Origin of the sequence: Streptomyces sp. NPDC048196 (genome assembly GCF_040652715.1) — a bacterium.
In the GTDB taxonomy this organism is placed as follows: Bacteria; Actinomycetota; Actinomycetes; order Streptomycetales; family Streptomycetaceae; genus Streptomyces; species Streptomyces siderophoricus.
This window is the reverse complement of the sequence record NZ_JBEZMM010000012.1, coordinates 40,310-58,512: the sequence shown is the minus strand read 5'-3', so window position 1 is coordinate 58,512 and position 18,203 is coordinate 40,310. Positions and strand designations below refer to the sequence as shown.

Genomic DNA, 18,203 nt, shown 5'->3' with positions numbered 1-18,203 from the left:
CGCCACTACGCGGCCACCGGCCCACCGTGCGCCACATGGCGCGGGGCGTCATCAGGGGGCATGACCCAGATACGCCAGAAACCCGCCCCGGGATGATCTTGGAGTGTGGAGAGCCTCGCCCCTCACCCGTACGGCCCAGTGTCGTTGGTGGTGACGTTGGGTTTCGTCTGGGGCAGGGTGGGTTGTGACCTCGATCGAGAGGACCGCGTATCCGCGGTTCAAGCGGCTGATCACCGCGCATGAGCTGCATCTGTTCTTCGCGTCGAGCCGTGACGAGGTCGAGTGGGCTGCGGCCCGTACCGACTGTGACGAGCACTTGCTGGCCCAGCTGCTCGCGCTGAAGGCGTATCAGCGCATGGGGTGCTTCCCGAAGCTGGACGAGATCCCGGACCCGGTCGTTGATTTCGTGCGCCGCGCGGTGGACCTGCCGGAGGGCACGGCGCCGAGGGCTTCGAACCGTACGGCGGAACGGCAGCGAACCGCCGTGCGCCAGCGGACGGGCCTTTCGTACGACAAGGCGAGGGCCCGGAAGATCGCCGAGGCGGTGATGCGGAGCGAGGCCGTCTCGAAGAACCGGCCGGCTGATCTCATCAACATCGCGCTGGAGAAGGTTGTCGAGGCCGGGCTGGAGCTGCCGGGCTTCACCACGCTGGACGCGCTCGCGGCGAAGGTCCGCACCGAGGTGAACGCCGCGATCTGCATGGGCATCTACGACCAGCTCAGCGAGGCCCACCGTGAGCGGCCGCTCGCTCTGCTGTCGGAGAAGGACACCTCCGGCACCACGAAGTACAACCGGCTGAAGCAGTCGGCCAAGCCTCGACATGGTCGCACTTTCGCGCCCAGGCCGAGCACCTGGGGTGGGTGGCAGTCTCCGTACGCGAGGGCGCCATCTCCTCCACCCTGCTGCTGCGACGCCTACGCGCCGGCTCGCGCAAGAACGCCACCTACACCGCCTTCCAAGAGGTCGGCCGCGTGATGCGCACCGTCCAGCTGCTGCGCTACCTCTCGGACGCCCCACTGCGCCGGCGGGTGACCGCCGCGACGAACAAGGTCGAGGCGTTCAACGGCTTCTCCCAGTGGATCGGCTTCGGCAACGGCGGCGTCATCACCGACAACGACGCCGTCGAGCAGGAGAAGACCGCGAAATTCAACGCCCTGCTCACGAACGCGGTGATCTTCCACAATGCCCTGGACATCGCCGAGATCGTGCGCCAGCTCCAGGAGGAGGGCCACGTCATCGACCCCGGGGACCTGGCCCACATCTCGCCGTACCTGACCGAGCACGTCCGCCGCTTCGGCGAGTACTCCACCCAGGAGCTCGGCCTCGTGCCCGAAGCGTACGACCCACACCTGGACGTCGACTTCAGCCCGCTGCGCGGCGACGGCTCGCCGGGGCCGACGGCTACAAGCAGGCGGCATGACGAGGTGCTCACCACACCGCACCGCACCGTCGACGACGCCCAGCGATCATGGTGGGCTCTGTACGGGCCTTCGCCGCCCGCTTCCGCACTGCCTTCGGCAGACGGCGAGCGGTGTCACGTGCAGCGGTGTTGGTGTTTCCACCTGCTTCCGCTCACGGGGTGTGCAGCACCCTTGCGCCTCAGGAGGGGCTGTTTCCGGTCTGCAGGCCGAGGTTGCGGTAGATCTCCGAGGTGACCTGGGAGAAGTTCATCGTCATGAAGTGGAGGCCGGGGGCTTCCTCCTCGATCAGACGCTGGCACATCCTTGTGGCGTGGGCGATGCCAAGTGCCCTGACGGCCTTGGGGTCGTCCTCGACAGCGAGCATCTGCTGGGCGAGATGCGGTGGGAACGCGGCGGTGCTGAGGGTGGGGATGCGGCGCAGGGACCGGATCGAGGTGACCGGCATGATTTCCGGGATGATCGGCGTCGTGCATCCTGCGCGCGCCACCCGGTCGCGGAAGCGCAGGTAGGTGTCGACGTCGAAGAACATCTGGGTGATCGCATAGTCCGCTCCGGCCCGGCACTTGTCCACGAAGTTGCGGATGTCGTCTTCCCGGTCGGAGGAGCGCGGGTGCATCTCGGGGAAGGCTGCGACCCCGACACAGAAGTCGCCGGACTCCTTGATCAGCTGTACCAGTTCGGCCGCGTACTGGACCCCTTCCGGGTGCCGCGGCCAGGGACCGAGCGGGTCGCCGGGCGGGTCACCGCGCAGCGCCAGGATGTTGCGGACGCCCTGGTCGGCGTAGTGGCCGAGGATGTTGCGCAGCTCGGAGATGCTGTGGTCAACGGCCGTGAGGTGAGCGACGGGTGTGAGGGTGGTTTCCTGGGCGATACGGCCGGTGATGTTGATGGTGCGGCCGCGCGTCGAGCCGCCGGCGCCGTAGGTCACCGAGACGAAGGTCGGTGAGAGGGCCTCCAGCTTTCGGACTGCCTTCCACAGGTGTGTCTCGGCGTCGGCGCTGCGCGGGGGCATGAACTCAAAGGAGTAGGAGCGGGCTCCCGAGGCCAGGAGGTCGCGGATGGACGCCGCGCGGTCCGTACGGGTAGTGGGCACACCAAGAGCCATGGAAGCAGGTTAACGCCCGGCAGATGTGTCCTGATCTTGTGTCCACGTGCTGATATTCGCTGGATCGGCGGTGCGGTTCGTCGCCCGCGTGGCACCGGGTACCGGGCGTGGCTGGGCCATGCGTGCGCGCAGTGTGTCGCCATCACGCGGTCGGCCCGTCGTGGTTGGCGAGCAGCGGGCTCGTGCTGACCCTGTAGTCCGAGGCCGACGGTCCTTTGGTCCCTCCTGTCCGATCGGCTCGTCATCGGTTTTTTCTCAACGAGGGAGGTCGACGCCCCGCCGTCCCGGTCGACAAGACCGACGCCGTGCGCACGGCGTATCTGGAGGGCCGCTCCATCGCCGCCCTCGCCCGCGACCACCACGTCAGCCGCGGCGCCATCCGCACCACCGTCGCCGACCTCCTGCCCGAGCACACGGCCGTCGACCCGTGCGCTCCGGCCCGGAGCTGCCGGTCGTCTTCGACATGCCCGGGCAAGGTCGCCGACTTCCTCCGCGCCGCCGACCTGGCCGACGCCGACCGGGCCGCGCTCGACCAGGGCGTCATCGTACGGCGCGGCCAGGGCTATACCCTGCGCGTGAGCGCCGTGCCTGCGGTCCATCGCGCTTTCCTCAACCTCTGCCGGCCCCTCGACGTCGCCCAGGGTGCCCCGGCGGTCCCGGCACAGCGCAAGGCCCGCCGCGAGTACGAGAATCGCGTCAACGCCCTCACCACCGACACCCGCCGCTGATCCCGTCAGACGTTCAAGATCATCCCGTGGCGGGTGTCTGGCGTTTCTGGGTCATGCCCATCAGCTGCCGGCAGCTGCGCGGCCGCTCTCGCCCAGTGCCTGCATCTCCACGTAGTGCGGGTTGTGCATCACGCCGAGGATGTTGCCGAACGGGTCGAGTACCGCGCCGGCCCGGAAGTCGCCGTAGTCGCGCAACGGCTCATGTTCCTTTGCGCCGAGCTTCAGCAGGCGCGCCATCACCGCGTCGACATCGTCCAGATGCCAGTACGCGACCACGCCGGCAGGCGCAGACGGAGTACGCGAGATGCCGAACTCCTGCAGGTGGTCACCGAGCCGGAACTCGATGTATTCCTCGCGCACGAAGTACGGCTCCACGCCGAGGACTTCGGTGTACCAGTCACGGGCGGCGTCCAGGCGGTCGGCGTGATAGCGGATGGTGGCAAGGCCACGGAATGTCGTCATGCAGCTCAGTCTGGTGGGGATCCAGGACGGTTACTGTCCTAGATTGGATACGGTCCTGGCTCCTGGATCCTGATCCTGGTCCGGGTCCCGGGTCCTGATTGGCCTGGCTGCGCTGCTCTCCTCCGCTTCCTGCAGGAGGGGATGAGCGCACCCGCTGTCGGAACGCGTGAGCAGCACCAAGCAGCAAACCCCAAGTACCAAGCACCAAGCACCAGGCACCAGGCAGCGGGGAGGGTCTGGACAGCCCTTAAGGTGAGCGCATGGTCGAACGTGATGTGAGGGGCGTGCAGGCAGCGCTGCCTGCCTATGCGATTGAGGTGGGAACCGAGCCGCTGGACCGGCCGATGCGGAACTCCGTGGGTGGCTGGGCCTTCCTCGCCGACGGCCAGGAGTGGCCCGAGTGTTTTTGCGGTGAGCGGATGGCCCTGTTTTTCCAGTTCGACATCCCCTTCCAGGTAGAGCATTTCGGCGGAGACCATCTGCTGGTTTTCCACTGCCGGGCGCACAATGACGCGTCCGACCCCCAGCTGTCCGACGGCCGGCTCGTACCCAGGTACTGGGACGCTCCGCAGCCGCCGTTCCCGCGTCCGTTCTGGCGCGTGCTGCTGCAGAGGCATGCTGTCCTGCCGGCCGCGGAAGCCGAACCATCCGTGCGTGCTCTCCCGTTGATGCTCCAGCCGTTCACAGACACTCCCGAAGCGGAGGGACCTGGAGCCGGGTTCTTCAAGGTGGGTGGTACGCCCTCCTGGGCCCAGTACCCCGAGTACTACACGTGCGCGTGCGGAGCGGACCTGGTGTATGTCTGCCAGGTACCGGAAGGAATGGAATTCGCCGTCCATCCCGGGCTACCGGAGCAGCCCTACAGCGTGGGAGCCGACACCTACAACCTCTTCCTCGCGAACGAGGTCTATCTGCTGGCCTGCCCGGCCCACTGCGACCCGGCGGCGGTCTGGCCGGTGAACCAGCACTGAATCCCGGGCGGACGATTGCCCTGGTGCCCTGGTGCCCTGGTGCCCTGGTGCCCTGGTGCCCTGGTGCCCTGGTTGCCTGGGGCCGTGGTGCCCTGGTGTTCTTGGCTGCCTTGATGGCCTATGGCCTTGGCTGGGCTTGACCAGACTGGGCGCGCTTTCCGCCGCCGGTCAGGTGGGATTCCGCAGTGTCTGCCGAAGCCTCTCGAAAGCGGTGGGCCGCAGTCGCCCTGGAACGAAGTCACGGATGCGACGGGCGCATTCCTCGGGGGAGAGGAGGCCACTGTCCACGTCGAGGTCGTGCAGTTCGTGGGAGTGCACCTGGTCGAACTGCATGGCGGCCAGTCCCAGTTGTCGGTCGCCGCGGTCGCGCTCGCGGCGCTCCAACTCAGGCAGCGGACAGCGCACCGCGATCAGGATGGTGTCTTCGGGCACCAGCACATCGAGGAGGTCCAGCAGCCGCCAGCGGCGGCTGAGCGGATAGTCGACGACGAGGTTGTTGCCGCCGGCAGCCATGCCGGCGACCGCACGGTGAAAGCCCTTACAGGTGCGGTCGATCTCGGCCTGGAGGTCCTCGTCAGATATCGGGCCCTTGCAGCGCATCGCGTGAAAGGTGTCAACGGGCATGTGGAACCACGTGCCGTCGAGCATGTCCAGAAGTGCCTGGGCGATGCTTGACTTGCCTGAGCTGGACGTCCCGTTGAGCAGGATGACTTTGCCGCCGGCCGGGGTGTCGGGAATGCGTGCATGGGCCGGGTCGACCGTGGCTGCAGTAGCTGCAGTAGCTGCCGTTGCGGCCTCGCGAGCGGCGGTTGCCACATTGTCGTTGTTGTGGTCTCCCATGTCGTCGTCCCCTCGTGTGGAGTTGACCTCAGCTGGTTTGCGCCTGTACGTGCCGTGGAGCGTGTGGTGTGCCTGAGTGCGATCATGGCATGTGCCTCATGCCGCCGACGCGGGTAGCGCATCTCCGTCGGCCCGTGGCCCCCGACCAGGCCCACCCAGCCATTTCCGTTACTGGTCCACTCGGGCGGTGCTCTCTCGTGCACGTGTTCCCAGGCGAATCGCCAACGCGCCGTGGCTGGATTCGGTGGGCGCTCTGGCATATCTGCGGCCGACCCGGGATCGTTATGACATGAACGATGAATGCCCCGATACGGGCGAACTGCGGGACGCGGTCCGCGAACTGGCCGAGGCATTGGAGACGATGCTGAATCTCCTCAAGGCCGACGCGGTACCCAGGACTCCCGAGGCGCAGCGTCTGATCAGGCAGGCTCTCCCCACGCTCGAATCCGACGACCTGCTCGCGAATCCGCCCCCTGCCGGTGAGCTTCTTGCCCAGGCCATTGCCCTCAACAAGATGACCACCGCTGCGCGGGAGCAGATCCTTGACGATGAGGTCGCTGCCTCCCCCGTGCCGGATCACCCTCCGTTCTAGCGGAGGCGGGGCTGTAACGCAGGTGGGGCTTGGCGGACGTAACGGACGTGGTGCGTGCCGGTGCCGGTGCCCGTTCCCCTGCCCAACCACCATTCGTGAACGACGAGCGCCAGGCCCCCCGGTTGTCACCAGGGGCATGTCCTCACCGCAGCCTGTTCTCCCTCTGGCCTGTCATCCCTCTGGCCTGTCCTCATTTCAGAATGACCTCGACACCACGCTCTTCGAAGAGGTCCAAGAGAAGTGCGAACAGGGTGGCGCCGCCCTCGGGAGCGTCCTCCGCGGCATCCTCGGCGGTGTCCTCCGCGGTGTCCTCCTGAACCGCGGGATGGTTCACCAGGCAGGTCCGGGCGACGGTGGAGTGCTGCCATTCCAGGGTGAACGGAGGAGTGGCGCCCCAACGGCCTCTGAGGCAGTCGTCCACGGCGTCGAGGTTCCACCCGAAATAGCCGCCCGGGCCGTTGATCGCCTCACCGAGCGCGCAATAGAAACTGTCTACGTCCACGATGTGCCGGCCGTCCATCGTGAATACCGTCCCCGCCGGGGCATCCGGATTTCCGCGGCGTTGGTAGCGGTGCGACCACAGAGCAACTGACAGCCATGCGCGTCGACCAGCAGCATCGAGTTCGTGCCACAGGCCGGCACGGGTCAGCCGACCTGCACGGATCAACTCCCAGACCCAGCCCGAACCGGGCATGGCCTGGTCGCACCACATGCGCATCGTGACATCGACCAGATCCGTATCCGAAGGTGAAGGCCGGACGGAGATCACGGTGACATCGTTCACGAAGTAGGACCCCATGCTGACGCCTTCGGCATCGAGCACATCCAGATATGCGTTTCCCGCCACCGCGCGACGCCCGCCGACATGATCCAGCGAGGCCAATAGCCCACCCTGCGGCGCGCTCCCCATGAATTCCACCTGGCGCCAGCCCTCCTCCTCCAAGGGAGAAAAGAACCCCCTGGCGTCCTGCGCGAAGCCCCAGAAGTCGTTCTCGTCTTCCTCGTTGGTGAGGGCGTAATTCTTCCCTTGGGTCAACTGGCCCGCTCCCCACCCTGAGTTCCTCACAATTGACCGATCCTACAAGCTCGTCGAGACACGACCGGCGAGCTGACCAACTGCCGTAGAGCGGGGCAGCCCTATGCGTCGTCGGTGCGCCCGGCGTTTGCGGAGGTGTGGTGTTCGTTCGCGCAGGCGTGGCGTTCGTTCGCGCAGGCGTGGCGTTCGTCGCGGTGCTTGTGCTGCCCGGAGCCGGTCGTGGTGGGGGAAGAGGAGGACGGGGTGACCAGCGCGCCGAGGGCATGGGGGGCGTCACGCCGGGCAACGGCGATGAGGACGGTGTGGTCACCGTCCCCGCATTCGATGACGGCTGCGTCGTACTTGAAGGCCTGCTTCCAGAACTGGGGGTCCTCGGGCTGAAGCGCTCGGACCTGCTGCACGACCAACGTCTCCGGAAGCGTTCTGCGGGCGACGCGCCCATCGGGATCCGGTGTGGTCGCCGGCCGGCCGTCTCCCACCACCAGGTGGTCGAAGCCGTCCACGCTGTAGGGAACGTCTCCGAGCACGGCCGCGCGCATGCACCGCTTGTCCGTCGGCGGCACCGGAACGATGCCGCTGACGGTCGCGGCAGCGCGGTTCGTACGTCGCTGCTGGCACCAGGCGCACAACGCCCCCAGGCCCGCGGCCGGCAGCACAGCGGCCGCCGTGATCAGGAGGGCATCCGGTACGTCGCGGCCGACCATGCTCGCAAAAATGCCCACGCAACCCACGACGACCCCTGTCACCGTAGCCACGGTGAGCTGCCAAAGCCTGTGGTGCGTTGTGGAGGCGTAACGGCAGCGGTGCCACCAGACGAGCCACCACACCATCAGCGCGAACGGCAGCAGAAAGAGGCCGGCGCCCAGCGGGAAGCGCCAGTCGCCCTCCGGAGACTCCCAGGTCTCCTGAGCGGCGGTACGGAATCGCACGGTGCGGATCTCACCCCGCCAGTACGTCAGCTTCACTTCGTCGCCGGCGCGCACGGAGTCGTAGACCGGTTCCGACCCGGCCATCCGTACTCGCCGCACACGCCGGTCGGTGTCTGTGCCTCGTTCGGTAACGAGGAGCCAGCGGTGGACGGTCTTGCCGCTGGGCTCGTCCTCCTTGCCCTTGACGGTCGCCGGAACCGTCGTCGTGCACGCATCCGACCGGGAGCCAGCCGGGCAGGGTGGCGCCGCGGCATACGCGTCCCTCTTCGCCAACTCGACCGGCACGGTGGCGAACATCCCTGCAGACAACAGGAGGAGCACCAGACCGAAGCCGACAGGCAGCAGGACCCGCCACCCGCGCCGGGCCCCTGCCTCCCCTGCCTCCCCTGACTCCCGTGACGCGCGTGACTCCCGAGATATCCGGCTTCCCATCCCCACCGCCCCCTTCGTACCGCCCCCACGCGCCCTCAACGGTCGCCTTGCCCACATTGTGCGCCTGCGGACTTCACCTGGAGGTTCCGGGTGGCGCCTGTCGACTGCCAGGCTCCTTGCCTTTGACTGTCCGGCGCCAGAGTGTGCTTGCGACATGGGGGAGTACTCGCCGGAACGCTGCCGCCGGTGTTCGCAAGACACCGTCGCGGTCGCTCACCGCTGTGACGGGTCTGCGCTGGGGCTCCCCCGAGGAGGCGTAGGGGCTGCCTGACGACGATGGGACGACGACCCTATGGCGTGTCTCGCCATACGAGCATTTGCATCTCGGATCGGGGACCAGTCGATCCGATCCGTGCAGGGACGCCGCGCGCCACACCGGCAGCAGACCAGCGTGGCGGCTGCCGAGGGGATTACGGAGGGCACGCAACCCGAAGAAGGCAGGGTGCAGAATGGCGGGCGTCCAGCTCGCACTACCGGCGGCAAGCAGCCGGCCAGCGTGCACTGCCTTGCCGTGAGTCGGCTTATGAGACGAGCGCGGCCAGTCGGTGCAGGCGACCGTAATACTCGTGGTCGTCTTCACCGGTGAGCAGAGGCAGGACCGTGTTCAGGTCCGCGAGGCACAGGCGCAGGATCCGGTGCCGCTCCGCATCGAGAGAACCCTCGCCGTTGCGCCAGGCGGACACGCATCCCGCGATGTTCGCGTCGAGCAACACCATGTCGATTCCCGCCAGTTCCACACCGCGCAGTCGGGCGGGGAAATCCGCGCCCAGATGCTCCTGCCACAAACGGGCCACGGCAGCTTCACGCTCGGTTTCTCTCCTCATGCAGATCATCATCCTCCCCAGACGTTCACTTCCTACGGGTCGGGCTCCACTCGTAGGACATGGGAGCCGTCTCGACGACCTCGCTCGGCCAGACCTGCCGCACGCGGTCCAGTCGGGCTCGGTGGTCCTGGAGCCAGTCATCCTGCGGCCGGATCCAGAAGAACGTGGAGAGCCGGTCGGGGTCGTCGAGGGTTACCCCGACGGACTGGTCCTCGTTGAGTTGAAAGCCAAGCTCAAGGCCTCGCCCGCCGCCCAGTCCCGCGTTGCCACGTGGTACCAGCCGTTGGAGCTGCTCTTCCCAAGTGGAGAGATCCTGCTGCAAGAGGCAAAGTTCAAGACGTGCGTCGAGGAAGCTGGTGGACACCAGGACGTCGGCGCGCAAGGTGTCGTGACCAGTCAGGACGCCGGGCTGGGAACGTCCAGTGATACGAACGATGCACTGGTCGCCGTCGGCGTCTGCCAGGTGAATCAGGTCAACCGGTTCCGGCTCTCCCACAGTGCGCCTCCGCAGGGTCTTGGTTGGTGCGAGTAGCCTGCATCCTCTCCCACAGGGCACGTACGAGCGGATGCGCCCCCCACGACCCGTTCGCTGCCCCGCCCCGCACTGCCTCGCCCTGCCCTGCACTCAGGGACGGGACCCGGGCGTGGCGCCGACTCGACGCGCCACCTGCTGACCGCGTGATGCCTGGCCTGAAGGAAGGTGGTGCGCCCGGTAATGGGATGAAGCCTGGTCTGGTTGCGGTTCGTCGGCCCTTTCACGATGGCGTGGTGCCACGTCGGGTGGCTTCTTCAAGGGTGAGAGGGAAGCGAGGCCGTCAAAGAAATGCGAGCCGCAGTTCTGAAGGAGTTCGGGTCGTCGTTGGTGAGCGAAACCGTGCCTGACCCTGTGAGGGGGACTGGCGAGATCGTGGTTGATGTCGTGGCGGCGGGTGTGTTGCCCTACGCCGCGGAGGTGTTCCGCGGGGAGCGCAAGTATCTGCTCACGTTGCCGGTGATACCCGGAACCGGGGCGGTGGGCCGGGTGCGCACCGTGGGCCCGGACTCGACGCGGCTGCGCGTGGGTGACTGGGTGCTGTGTGATCCGACCATTCGCGCGCGGGACGACGCGTTGACCCCAGACATCACACTCCAGGGCCTGAGTGCCCGCGGGGAGGGCGGCCTGCGCTTGCAGGAACACTACGGGCACGGCTCGTTCGCCGAGCAACTGCTGGTCCCCACCGAGAACGTCTTTCCCCTCGGTGCGATCGATGCGGCGGACGCGGGCCGGTGGTGTGCACTCCCGGTCCTCCTCGTGCCGTACGGCGGGCTGCTCGCCGCCGGGCTGCAGGCCGGCCAGACCGTACTGATCAGCGGTGCCACCGGCAATTTTGGGAGCGCCGCTGTTGCGGTCGCGCTGGCCATGGGCGCGGGCAGCGTCGTCGCGCCGGGGCGGAACGAGAAGATGCTCGACGAGCTGGAGCGCCGCTTCGGGCCCCGTATCAGGACGGTGCGCTTGTCGGGCGATGAGGAGGCGGACCGCGAGCGGATGCGCGCGGCGGCGCCCGGGCCGATCGACGTCGTCCTGGATCTGCTGCCGCCCTCGGCCCCGACGACCGCGGTACGGGCGGCGGTGATGACGGTCCGCGAGCACGGGACGGTGGTGCTCATGGGAGGCGTCGGCATGCTGGGAGGTGACGACCTCGCACTGCCGTACCCGTGGCTCATGAGGAACAACATCACCCTCCGCGGCCAATGGCTGTGCCCCCGCCACGCCAACCCCCAACTCATCCAACTGGCGAGGTCCGGGCAACTGGACCTGCGACAGTTCGATGTCACCGCCTTCGACCTTGCCGATGCCAACGCGGCCTTGCAACACGCCGCCGCTGAGGGTGGACGCTTCAGCCTGACGGTCATTCGACCGGGTGGGGGAGGGTGAGTGCGGTCGGATCACCTTCGCCAAGGAACTGGACCGGCTCTGGCTCTGGACTGGCTCTGGACCGGCTTTCGTCATGGCGGGCTGCCACACGACTTCTGCGAGCCTTCGCAGTAGTCCGGCAGTGTGTCCGGAGGGTTGTGTTGCCTACGCGACCGGTCCATCTCGCGCCATTCCGGTCGTAGTGCGGTGAGCGTCGTCGTCAGGAAGTACGCTACGCCGCCGATCAGCAGCGCCGGTACCAGACCGATGGAGGTTGCTGCTGCCCCGGCGATGAGTCCACCGAAGGGGATGCCGGCCCAGGCAAGAGCGTCGCCCAGTGCGCTGACCCGGCCGAGGAGGTGGCGGGGGACCCGTTCGAAGGAGATGGCGCCCAGTATCGGGTTGAGGAAGCCCGCCCCGAACCCGCCGACGGCGAAGACGGTCAGCACTACCCACGTCGGTGCGTGGGAGGCCAGGACGAGGAAGCGCGGCGGCCCGGCGAGCAGGAATCCGGCGAAGAAGACGATTCGGCGCCGCATTCTGTGCGCGATCGTCGCGGCCACCAGGCTCCCGACGATGGCGGCGGCTCCTCCGACGCTGCTGTTCAGACCGATGACCGCCGGGCCGTTGCCGGACTCCCTTGCCCACACCGGCAGGAGAACTGTGGTGAACGCCGAGTCCAGGAGGTTGGTGATCGAGACCATGACGATGATGGTCAGGAGCAGCGGTTGGCTGCGTAGGAAGGCGAAGCCTTCACCGAACCGCCGCCAGTAGCCGGGCCGAGAGTCCTCGGTTTGCGGTTCCTCCGCTTGCAAGTCTCTGGCCTGCGAACCCTGAGCTTGCGGGAATCCGGCTTGCGAGGCGCCGGCCTGCGAGTTCTCGTGAGTCGGCGGGGCGTTGTCGACAGCGAGCCCAATTCCGCGGGGCAGCGCGAGGGCGATGATCAGTGAGCCGAGCGTGAAGCAGGCGGCGTTGAGGGCGAGACCCATCAGGGGGCTGAACAGTGCGACCAGGGAACCGCCGGCGGCGGGACCTATGGTGGCGGCGAGCCGCTCGGTCACGCCGGTGAGGCCAGTGGCCCGTTCCAACGGTATCCGGCTGTGTTCGGCCGCCTGCGGAACCATGACCTCCTTGGCCAGGTCACCCGGTCCACGCGCGGAGCCGATCAGCGCGACGAGGCCGAGGAGCAAGGGGAGGGAGAGGAGATCCAGGGCGTGCAGAAGTGGTACCGCAGCGGCGGCGGTCGCGCTGGCCAGGTCGGTGGTCCAGGAGACGGTCCGTGGCCCGGCCCGGTCGATCAGCGGCCCGGCCAGTGCCTTGACCAGGACGTAGGGCGTCATCTCGCAGAAGGCCACCAGTCCGGTCTGGGTGGCGCTGCCGGTGGTGACGAGTACGAACCAGGGGAGCGCGATGGCCGAGATCCGGGTGCCGGTCAACGACACCGCCATCGCCGCGAGTAGCCCGCCCAGCGGCCGTAAGTTCCGTTTGCTGGATGTGTGGCCTGGCCCGCTGGATGCGTCGCCATGTCTGCCCGACATCTCCTGGGCACCCACGAGTTCTTCGGTCACGGCGTCTCGGCTCCCGTCGGCCCCTCGGAACCGGGATTACCTGTCGGGGCGGCGGGTGAGTCCAGCTCGGGGAGGAGGTGCAGGATGACGGAGACCCGCTCGGCGCCCTCGGGAGCGCGGGCCGCTTCCTGCGGCGTATCCCGTCGATAGCGGGTGACCACCGCCCGCAGCTCCTCGTGCAGGGCCGCAGCTTCCGCGGGAGTGAGCCGCAGGGGCCAGTCGCTCATGTCGAACGTCTCGCGCCAGGTACGGGGCATGGTCTGCAGCTCGTTGAGCACTCGCTGGGCACGCAACGCGTACGTGCCCGCCACCGACTGCAGATAGGTCATCGCCGCCTCAGGCTCCCGGGCGGCCAGGTCAGGGTCGTTGAACCAGGTCGACTGATGGACCGAACGCCACCACCGTTCCCGTGCGTTCCCGCGCTCTTCCTCTTCCTCGACGAACCCTGCCGCGGCGAGCTGACGCAGGTGATAGCTGGCCGTACCGGAGTTGACGCCCAGCCGCTCGGCGAGCCGAGTGGCCGTCGACGGTCCGTTCTTGCGCAACAGCCCCACCAACTGCACACGCACCGGATGCGCCAATGCGCGTAGCCCCTTCGCGTCCAGAACCGCAGCGTCTGCTTCAGCCTCTGGAGGGAGGCCGTACGGGCCCTGGACCGAGCTCGAACCTGAACTTGCGCCTGAGTCAGACATGTTGAGCACCGTAGACCGCCAACAACTATTTGCAAAGACTTCTTCGCGAAGAGACGTTGGCGATGTTGGTGGAGGGTGAGCCTCGGGGTTCAGCCGAGCCGAGCGAAGGCATCGTGCGGCGCTATGGAAGTGATGGCGGCAGTGGAAGCAATGCCTTACGGGGCGCGGAGGCAACGCCTTGCGGTACGGAGGTGAGCCCTGGCTGGCTCCTTCTGCCCCGCGGTCCGTTGGTCGTGCGGTTTCCTACCAGCGGACGGCGGTGAAGTCGATCGGCTGGGGGCTGAGTAGGCGGGTGCGTTCCGTGAGTGCTTGTAGGCGCTGGGACATTTCGTCGGCGGGGAGGTGGTGGCGGTCTCCGTGGCCGGGGAGGACCCATTCGAATCGCAGCTGTGGGGTCGTCCTGGCAAGGGAGTTGGCCAATTCCTCGATGGAGTACCAGGTCACGCTCTCGGCCACCTCCAGATCGCCGGTGGTGCGGGACCAGTAGAAGCTGTCTCCGCTGAAGCAGTACCGGTCGTCGGCGAGGTAGAGCACGCTGCCTCGGGTGTGGCCGGGCAGGGGGTGGGCGGTGACCCCCTCGCCGATTTCGACGGGTTCGAGGCCGCGGATCACCTGGTCGGCGTCCGGTGCCGCGTCGAGGTCGCCCTCGTGGATCCACAGCCGGGCGCCGAAGTGGTCCGCGTAGCGGCGACCGTGGGCGACGTGGTCGCGGTGGGTGAGCAGTACGTCGGTGAGGGGGCCCAACGCCGCGTAGCGAGCCGCGAGTTCACGGCTCCAGCGAGGGGTGTCGATCATCATGACCGAGCCGGAGGGCCGCAGGAGGAGGTAGGAGTTGGCGCCGGCGGTGTGCTGGGAGTTGTGGCCGCAGATCAGGACGCCGTCGTCCAGGGCCATCGGGAACGGGTCGAGGGACTGGTCGGCCCGCCCGGACCTCGGGCGGATCGAGCGGGTGGGGCAGGCGAAGACGGCGGCGTGTAAGCGTCGGGTCTCTGCCTCGTCGCGGGGCTGGCGGATGATCTGCGACGTGCCGTCGGCTTCGGTGATCAGGTCGGGCGCGAACTGTCGGGCGACGTCGCAGTTGGTGCAGCGGTCGTCGACGTACCAGCCATCCATGGCAAGGCTCCTTTTGGGGAACGGGAAACGGGAAGCGGACTCGAACCGGGCCGCCTTTTCAGGATGACCGTGTGCAGCCGATATCGGTAGGTCCCGCCGATCTTGTACTTCTGGATCCGAACCGCTCTCACGACTCGGTCAGGGTGGGCGGTTTGGTATTGTTTGTGTTGTTTGTGGAGTTTAGTGTTTATGTTGATCTTTGGCGGCTTCCCGGCCTTCGGGGTGGTGGCTGCGGTGGGTGTGGTGGGGCGGATCCTTTCGGTCGGGCACCCATGTCAGTGAATTTCCGGGGGTTGGCGGGGGTTGCGGGAACCCTGTCCCGCCGGGGCGCCTCCTCTTCCTCAGAGACGCATAGCTGATGCGTCCGCGTTCGATGTGGGGGCGAGATATGACACGTGCAGCGCAACGGGCCGTGGGGGCGCGGCGGGCGGCAGTAGGTACGACGGTGGCGGCTGCGGCCGGACTGGCCCTGGTGGTGGGGGTAGCGGCTCCCGGGCAGGCCGCGCCCGTTCAGGTGGCCGGCGGAGCACGGTCCGCGTCCGTGGCGAGCTGCGGCGCTGCGGTGACAGCGTCCAAGAGCGCCCCTGCGGCCGGGACGACGTCCGCAGTCGGGACGACGTCCGCAGCGCGGAGTGCGTCCGCAGAACGGATGACGTCCGCAGTGCGGAGTGTGTCCGCAGAACGGATGGTGTCCGCGGGGCGGGCGGAAGCGGCTGCCCCGGTTGCCGGCGCCACCACCGGTAGAGCGGGGGAGAAGATCTCGTACAGCCTCGCCTCGGAGGCGCCGGTCGGGTTGTGGACGTCTTCCGGGGTGACGCTGCGTACGCCGATCTCGAAGGGCACCGTCCGTCTGGACGTCACCACGCACGGCTTCAGCGCCGCCTCTCTCATGATCCAGCGTTACGTTCCCAAGACCCACCGCTGGGTCGATCTGGACCAACGGCCGGTCGGTAGCGACCATCCGGAGAAGGGGACGTTCACCTTCCCCGTTTCGGTGGCGGCGAGTGCCGGCCGCCCCGCCACGGTGGCCCTGCGCGTACAGGACATCGACCGGCCCGGCCGCCTGACCGTGGCCGCCTCGGTCAACGACGGGCACGGCCACACCTACCGTGCGCCGGCCAGGAGCGCCGTTGTCGACCGGCCGACGACCACGATCACGGGCTGGCCGGGCGGCGCCGCACTGGCCCGTGGTGGTGCGGCGAAGGAGTTCACCCTCGCGGTCAAGAACACCACCAAGCGGGCCTACCCGGCACTGAACGCCGGCTACTTCGCCTACGGCCAGGGCAGCGAGCGTGCCGTGGAGCCGAAGGACCTGGTGCTCCAGCAGTACGTGCCCGGTCACGGCTGGCAGCGTGTCTCGCTGCTGCCCGGTGGCTGCGACCCCGGTATGGGCGCCCAGCTCATCCCGACCGCCAAGACGCCGCTGGCGCCGGGTGCCACCGCCGTCTACCGGCTGCGCCTGGCGGTCGCGGACTCCGCCCCGGTGGTCAAGGTTGATGCGGGTGTGTCGGTGGGCACCGGTGACACGTCGTTCTTCTACCGGACGCTGCCGTTCGAGATTCGCGCCAAGTAGCGTCCGGCGCACGTAACTTCCGTGCGTCAGCTCGGCCCGGTGGCCGTCGGCAGTGTGCCGGCGGCCTGCCGGGCGAGGGCGGTGCGCATCAGGGCGGTGCGATCAGGGCTTGGCGAACAGGGTGGTGCGGAGCAGGGCGTTGACGAGGGCAGGCTGCTCCTGATGCGGCATGTGGCCCGCCTGCTCGATCGCGTCGAACTCGCCGTGCGGGGCCAGCGCGGCCAGGTCCCGGGACACTTCCGGCGGGATCTCGGTATCGAGTCGGCCGTGTACGAAGACCGCCGGGACGCTCAGTCGGCCGATGGCCGCGCGCGGGTCTTGGAGGTTGCTCTCCGCGAACAACTCGTCAATGAACGCGCCGGATTGCAGGATCTGCCGCACGGTCTGCTCCGCCAGGGCCGGGTCGGCCGCCGGGGCGAACCAGCGCGGGACCCACTCGGCCAGGGCAGCGGGGCGATCGGCGGCCAGTGCCGCGCACAGCGAGTGGAGCGCGCCCGCCATGCCCTGGCTCGGCCAGTAGCCGGGGCCGTTGATCGACACCACGCCGGCCACCCGCTCGGGTGCCCTGAGTGCCGCCTCCAGGGCGAAGGTGGCACCTATCGAGCTGCCCACCAACAACGGGTGTTCCAGGGTCAGTTGGTCCATCAGGGCCAGGGTGTCTGTGACGTTGGTGGCGGTGGTGTTCCCGGTGGCCGGGTGGTCGCTTCGGCCGCAGCCGCGCCAGTCCACGGTCACCACCCGGTGATCGGCGGCCAGGTCGGCGACCTGGGCGTCCCACACCCGTCCGCTGGTTCCCCAGCCGTGGAGGAAAAGCACCGGTATGCCGGATCCGCTGTCCGTGTAGAACAGTCGGACTCCGTTCACTGTGGCGTACGGCATCGTCACGCTCCTTGTCGTCTCGTCTCGCCTTAACTCGGCTTGGTTCGGCTCGGCTCGGCTCGGCTCGGCACGGCTTGGCTCGTCGCCTGTCGTCTCGTCGAGTCGCGTCTCATCGCGTCACGGGTCGCGTCGTCGCGACGCGTGTCGGCTGGGTGCGTCGGCTGGGTGCGTCGTGTCGTGTCCGGTCCGCATCAGCCGCCCGTGGGCCGCGGCGATGAGCAGGACCAGTTCACCGTGGGAGGCGGGTGTGACCAAGGGGCACTTGGCTTCTGCACTCATCAAGCAACGTGATGAATCCGGCAGCGACGCCGGCCCGGCCCACTGCCTGGAGCGCGGGTGCTCCGTGACGTGACCGTGGCGGCTCGCCGTGAGCCGGGCCGTTGTCCGCATTGCTGGTGTCTGTCACTGCGGTAGCAGTCGGATAACTTCTGCGTTCAGCGGTGTACCGGGGCAGGAGGCCCAGGTAGGTTCAGCGCACATGACAGAGGACGTCGCGGACATCGACCGGCAGCAGCTGATGGTGGAGGCGCTCCAGGAATTCGCGGCGCGCAGTGACGAGCAGTTGGACTGGACCCTGGGTCTGGTCCGGCACCGGCTCGGGGCCGCCCGCCGATTGGGGGTTCCGGTGCCCGAGGACCTGGCCAGCAGGGTGGCGCGGCTGTGCGAGAAGCGGAACTGGCCGCTCGACGAGCAGGAGCAGCGGGAGCGGTAGGAGCGGTAGGAGCAATGGGACCGCGAGCGCCGCGGGAGCCGCGAGCGCCGCGGGAGCCGCGGGACTGAGCCCGGAGGCCGCCAGCCTTCGCCCCGAGCGAGGTGCAAAAGGGCGCTGCAGCCCTGGTGACCGGCCAGCGCTGCCGCCCCGTTGACCGCACAGCGCTGCCGCCAGTGCGAACAGACAGCGCTGCCGCCACCCCGACCGGACGACGCCGCTGCCGTGCCGACCGGCGGCTTTGCTGGTGTGTCCGCGGGCGGTTACGGCGATTTCGGCGTGGGGCGTGGTCAAGTGAAGGCTGGCCCCGGCCACGCCCCCGTGGCGCGTCCAGGGGCGCAGGCGGGGCTGTGACGTGCCGGAACGCGGTGCGTCTGCCCCTTGGCCGGCGAGAGCGAGACCGTGAGGAGGTGCGATGCGCCGTAGTGGCGGGA

General features: G+C 68.2%; 19 protein-coding genes. 8 read left to right on the top strand and 11 right to left on the bottom strand.

From position 1 onward, the window contains the following. Window positions 1–184 precede the first annotated feature (184 nt). Complete coding sequence (locus AB0E02_RS15330) at window positions 185–976, top strand: DUF4158 domain-containing protein (protein WP_362139190.1); 792 nt, start codon at window positions 185–187, stop codon at window positions 974–976. Next, window positions 862–1,656: a Tn3 family transposase gene (locus tag AB0E02_RS15325; protein WP_362139188.1), complete on the top strand. Its 795-nt coding sequence runs from the start codon at window positions 862–864 to the stop codon at window positions 1,654–1,656. The genes AB0E02_RS15330 and AB0E02_RS15325 overlap by 115 nt, the downstream gene beginning before the upstream one ends. On the opposite strand, the gene metF is transcribed toward AB0E02_RS15325, so the two are convergent. After that, window positions 1,601–2,527 (bottom strand): methylenetetrahydrofolate reductase [NAD(P)H], encoded by a 927-nt coding sequence (gene metF, locus AB0E02_RS15320; RefSeq protein WP_362139184.1) that lies wholly within the window; start codon window positions 2,525–2,527, stop codon window positions 1,601–1,603. The genes AB0E02_RS15325 and metF overlap by 56 nt on opposite strands. A gap of 305 nt (window positions 2,528–2,832) precedes the next feature. Between metF and AB0E02_RS15315 the strand changes: the two genes are divergently transcribed. Further along, a complete protein-coding gene (locus AB0E02_RS15315; protein ID WP_362139181.1) occupies window positions 2,833–3,255 on the top strand; it encodes a resolvase in 423 nt (140 codons plus the stop codon). A 60-nt stretch (window positions 3,256–3,315) separates the two neighbouring features. Here the strand turns inward: AB0E02_RS15315 and AB0E02_RS15310 are convergent, their stop codons facing one another. Then, window positions 3,316–3,717, bottom strand: a complete 402-nt coding sequence (locus AB0E02_RS15310) for a VOC family protein (protein WP_362139179.1) — start codon at window positions 3,715–3,717, stop codon at window positions 3,316–3,318. 260 nt (window positions 3,718–3,977) lie between these two features. Here AB0E02_RS15310 and AB0E02_RS15305 point away from each other — a divergent pair, with 260 nt between their 5' ends. After that, window positions 3,978–4,688 (top strand): hypothetical protein, encoded by a 711-nt coding sequence (locus AB0E02_RS15305; RefSeq protein ID WP_362139177.1) that lies wholly within the window; start codon window positions 3,978–3,980, stop codon window positions 4,686–4,688. A gap of 168 nt (window positions 4,689–4,856) precedes the next feature. On the opposite strand, the gene AB0E02_RS15300 is transcribed toward AB0E02_RS15305, so the two are convergent. Further along, entirely contained in the window at window positions 4,857–5,528 is a 672-nt protein-coding gene (locus AB0E02_RS15300) for an AAA family ATPase (protein WP_362139175.1), read from the bottom strand. Window positions 5,529–5,817: 289 nt separating this feature from the next. On the opposite strand from AB0E02_RS15300, the gene AB0E02_RS15295 reads away from it, so the two are divergent. Then, window positions 5,818–6,120 carry a hypothetical protein gene (locus AB0E02_RS15295; RefSeq protein WP_362139173.1) on the top strand — a complete coding sequence of 101 codons (303 nt, stop codon included), beginning with the start codon at window positions 5,818–5,820 and terminating at the stop codon, window positions 6,118–6,120. Window positions 6,121–6,310: 190 nt separating this feature from the next. Here the strand turns inward: AB0E02_RS15295 and AB0E02_RS15290 are convergent, their stop codons facing one another. The 4 genes from AB0E02_RS15290 to AB0E02_RS15275 all read right to left on the bottom strand — a co-directional run bounded on the left by AB0E02_RS15290 (window position 6,311) and on the right by AB0E02_RS15275 (window position 9,837). Then, complete coding sequence (locus AB0E02_RS15290) at window positions 6,311–7,156, bottom strand: barstar family protein (RefSeq protein ID WP_362139171.1); 846 nt, start codon at window positions 7,154–7,156, stop codon at window positions 6,311–6,313. A 101-nt stretch (window positions 7,157–7,257) separates the two neighbouring features. Then, entirely contained in the window at window positions 7,258–8,382 is a 1,125-nt protein-coding gene (locus AB0E02_RS15285) for a hypothetical protein (protein ID WP_362139168.1), read from the bottom strand. 656 nt (window positions 8,383–9,038) lie between these two features. Continuing rightward, window positions 9,039–9,341, bottom strand: a complete 303-nt coding sequence (locus tag AB0E02_RS15280; protein ID WP_362139165.1) for a hypothetical protein — start codon at window positions 9,339–9,341, stop codon at window positions 9,039–9,041. A gap of 25 nt (window positions 9,342–9,366) precedes the next feature. Continuing rightward, window positions 9,367–9,837, bottom strand: coding sequence for a DUF5959 family protein (locus AB0E02_RS15275; protein ID WP_362139163.1), 471 nt, complete (start codon window positions 9,835–9,837; stop codon window positions 9,367–9,369). Between the two features lie 327 nt (window positions 9,838–10,164). On the opposite strand from AB0E02_RS15275, the gene AB0E02_RS15270 reads away from it, so the two are divergent. Further along, window positions 10,165–11,256 (top strand): zinc-binding dehydrogenase, encoded by a 1,092-nt coding sequence (locus tag AB0E02_RS15270; protein ID WP_362139161.1) that lies wholly within the window; start codon window positions 10,165–10,167, stop codon window positions 11,254–11,256. 71 nt (window positions 11,257–11,327) lie between these two features. Here AB0E02_RS15270 and AB0E02_RS15265 read toward each other — a convergent pair whose 3' ends face one another. The 3 genes from AB0E02_RS15265 to AB0E02_RS15255 all read right to left on the bottom strand — a co-directional run bounded on the left by AB0E02_RS15265 (window position 11,328) and on the right by AB0E02_RS15255 (window position 14,608). Next, window positions 11,328–12,773, bottom strand: a complete 1,446-nt coding sequence (locus AB0E02_RS15265) for an MFS transporter (protein ID WP_362139433.1) — start codon at window positions 12,771–12,773, stop codon at window positions 11,328–11,330. A gap of 26 nt (window positions 12,774–12,799) precedes the next feature. Then, window positions 12,800–13,495, bottom strand: a complete 696-nt coding sequence (locus tag AB0E02_RS15260; RefSeq protein WP_362139159.1) for a helix-turn-helix domain-containing protein — start codon at window positions 13,493–13,495, stop codon at window positions 12,800–12,802. A 243-nt stretch (window positions 13,496–13,738) separates the two neighbouring features. Then, window positions 13,739–14,608: an MBL fold metallo-hydrolase gene (locus AB0E02_RS15255; RefSeq protein WP_362139157.1), complete on the bottom strand. Its 870-nt coding sequence runs from the start codon at window positions 14,606–14,608 to the stop codon at window positions 13,739–13,741. A 670-nt stretch (window positions 14,609–15,278) separates the two neighbouring features. Here AB0E02_RS15255 and AB0E02_RS15250 point away from each other — a divergent pair. Further along, window positions 15,279–16,181 carry a hypothetical protein gene (locus AB0E02_RS15250; protein WP_362139154.1) on the top strand — a complete coding sequence of 301 codons (903 nt, stop codon included), beginning with the start codon at window positions 15,279–15,281 and terminating at the stop codon, window positions 16,179–16,181. Window positions 16,182–16,283: 102 nt separating this feature from the next. Here the strand turns inward: AB0E02_RS15250 and AB0E02_RS15245 are convergent, their stop codons facing one another. Then, window positions 16,284–17,060: an alpha/beta hydrolase gene (locus AB0E02_RS15245; RefSeq protein ID WP_362139152.1), complete on the bottom strand. Its 777-nt coding sequence runs from the start codon at window positions 17,058–17,060 to the stop codon at window positions 16,284–16,286. Between the two features lie 478 nt (window positions 17,061–17,538). On the opposite strand from AB0E02_RS15245, the gene AB0E02_RS15240 reads away from it, so the two are divergent. After that, entirely contained in the window at window positions 17,539–17,772 is a 234-nt protein-coding gene (locus AB0E02_RS15240) for a hypothetical protein (protein ID WP_362139150.1), read from the top strand. Window positions 17,773–18,203 lie beyond the last annotated feature (431 nt).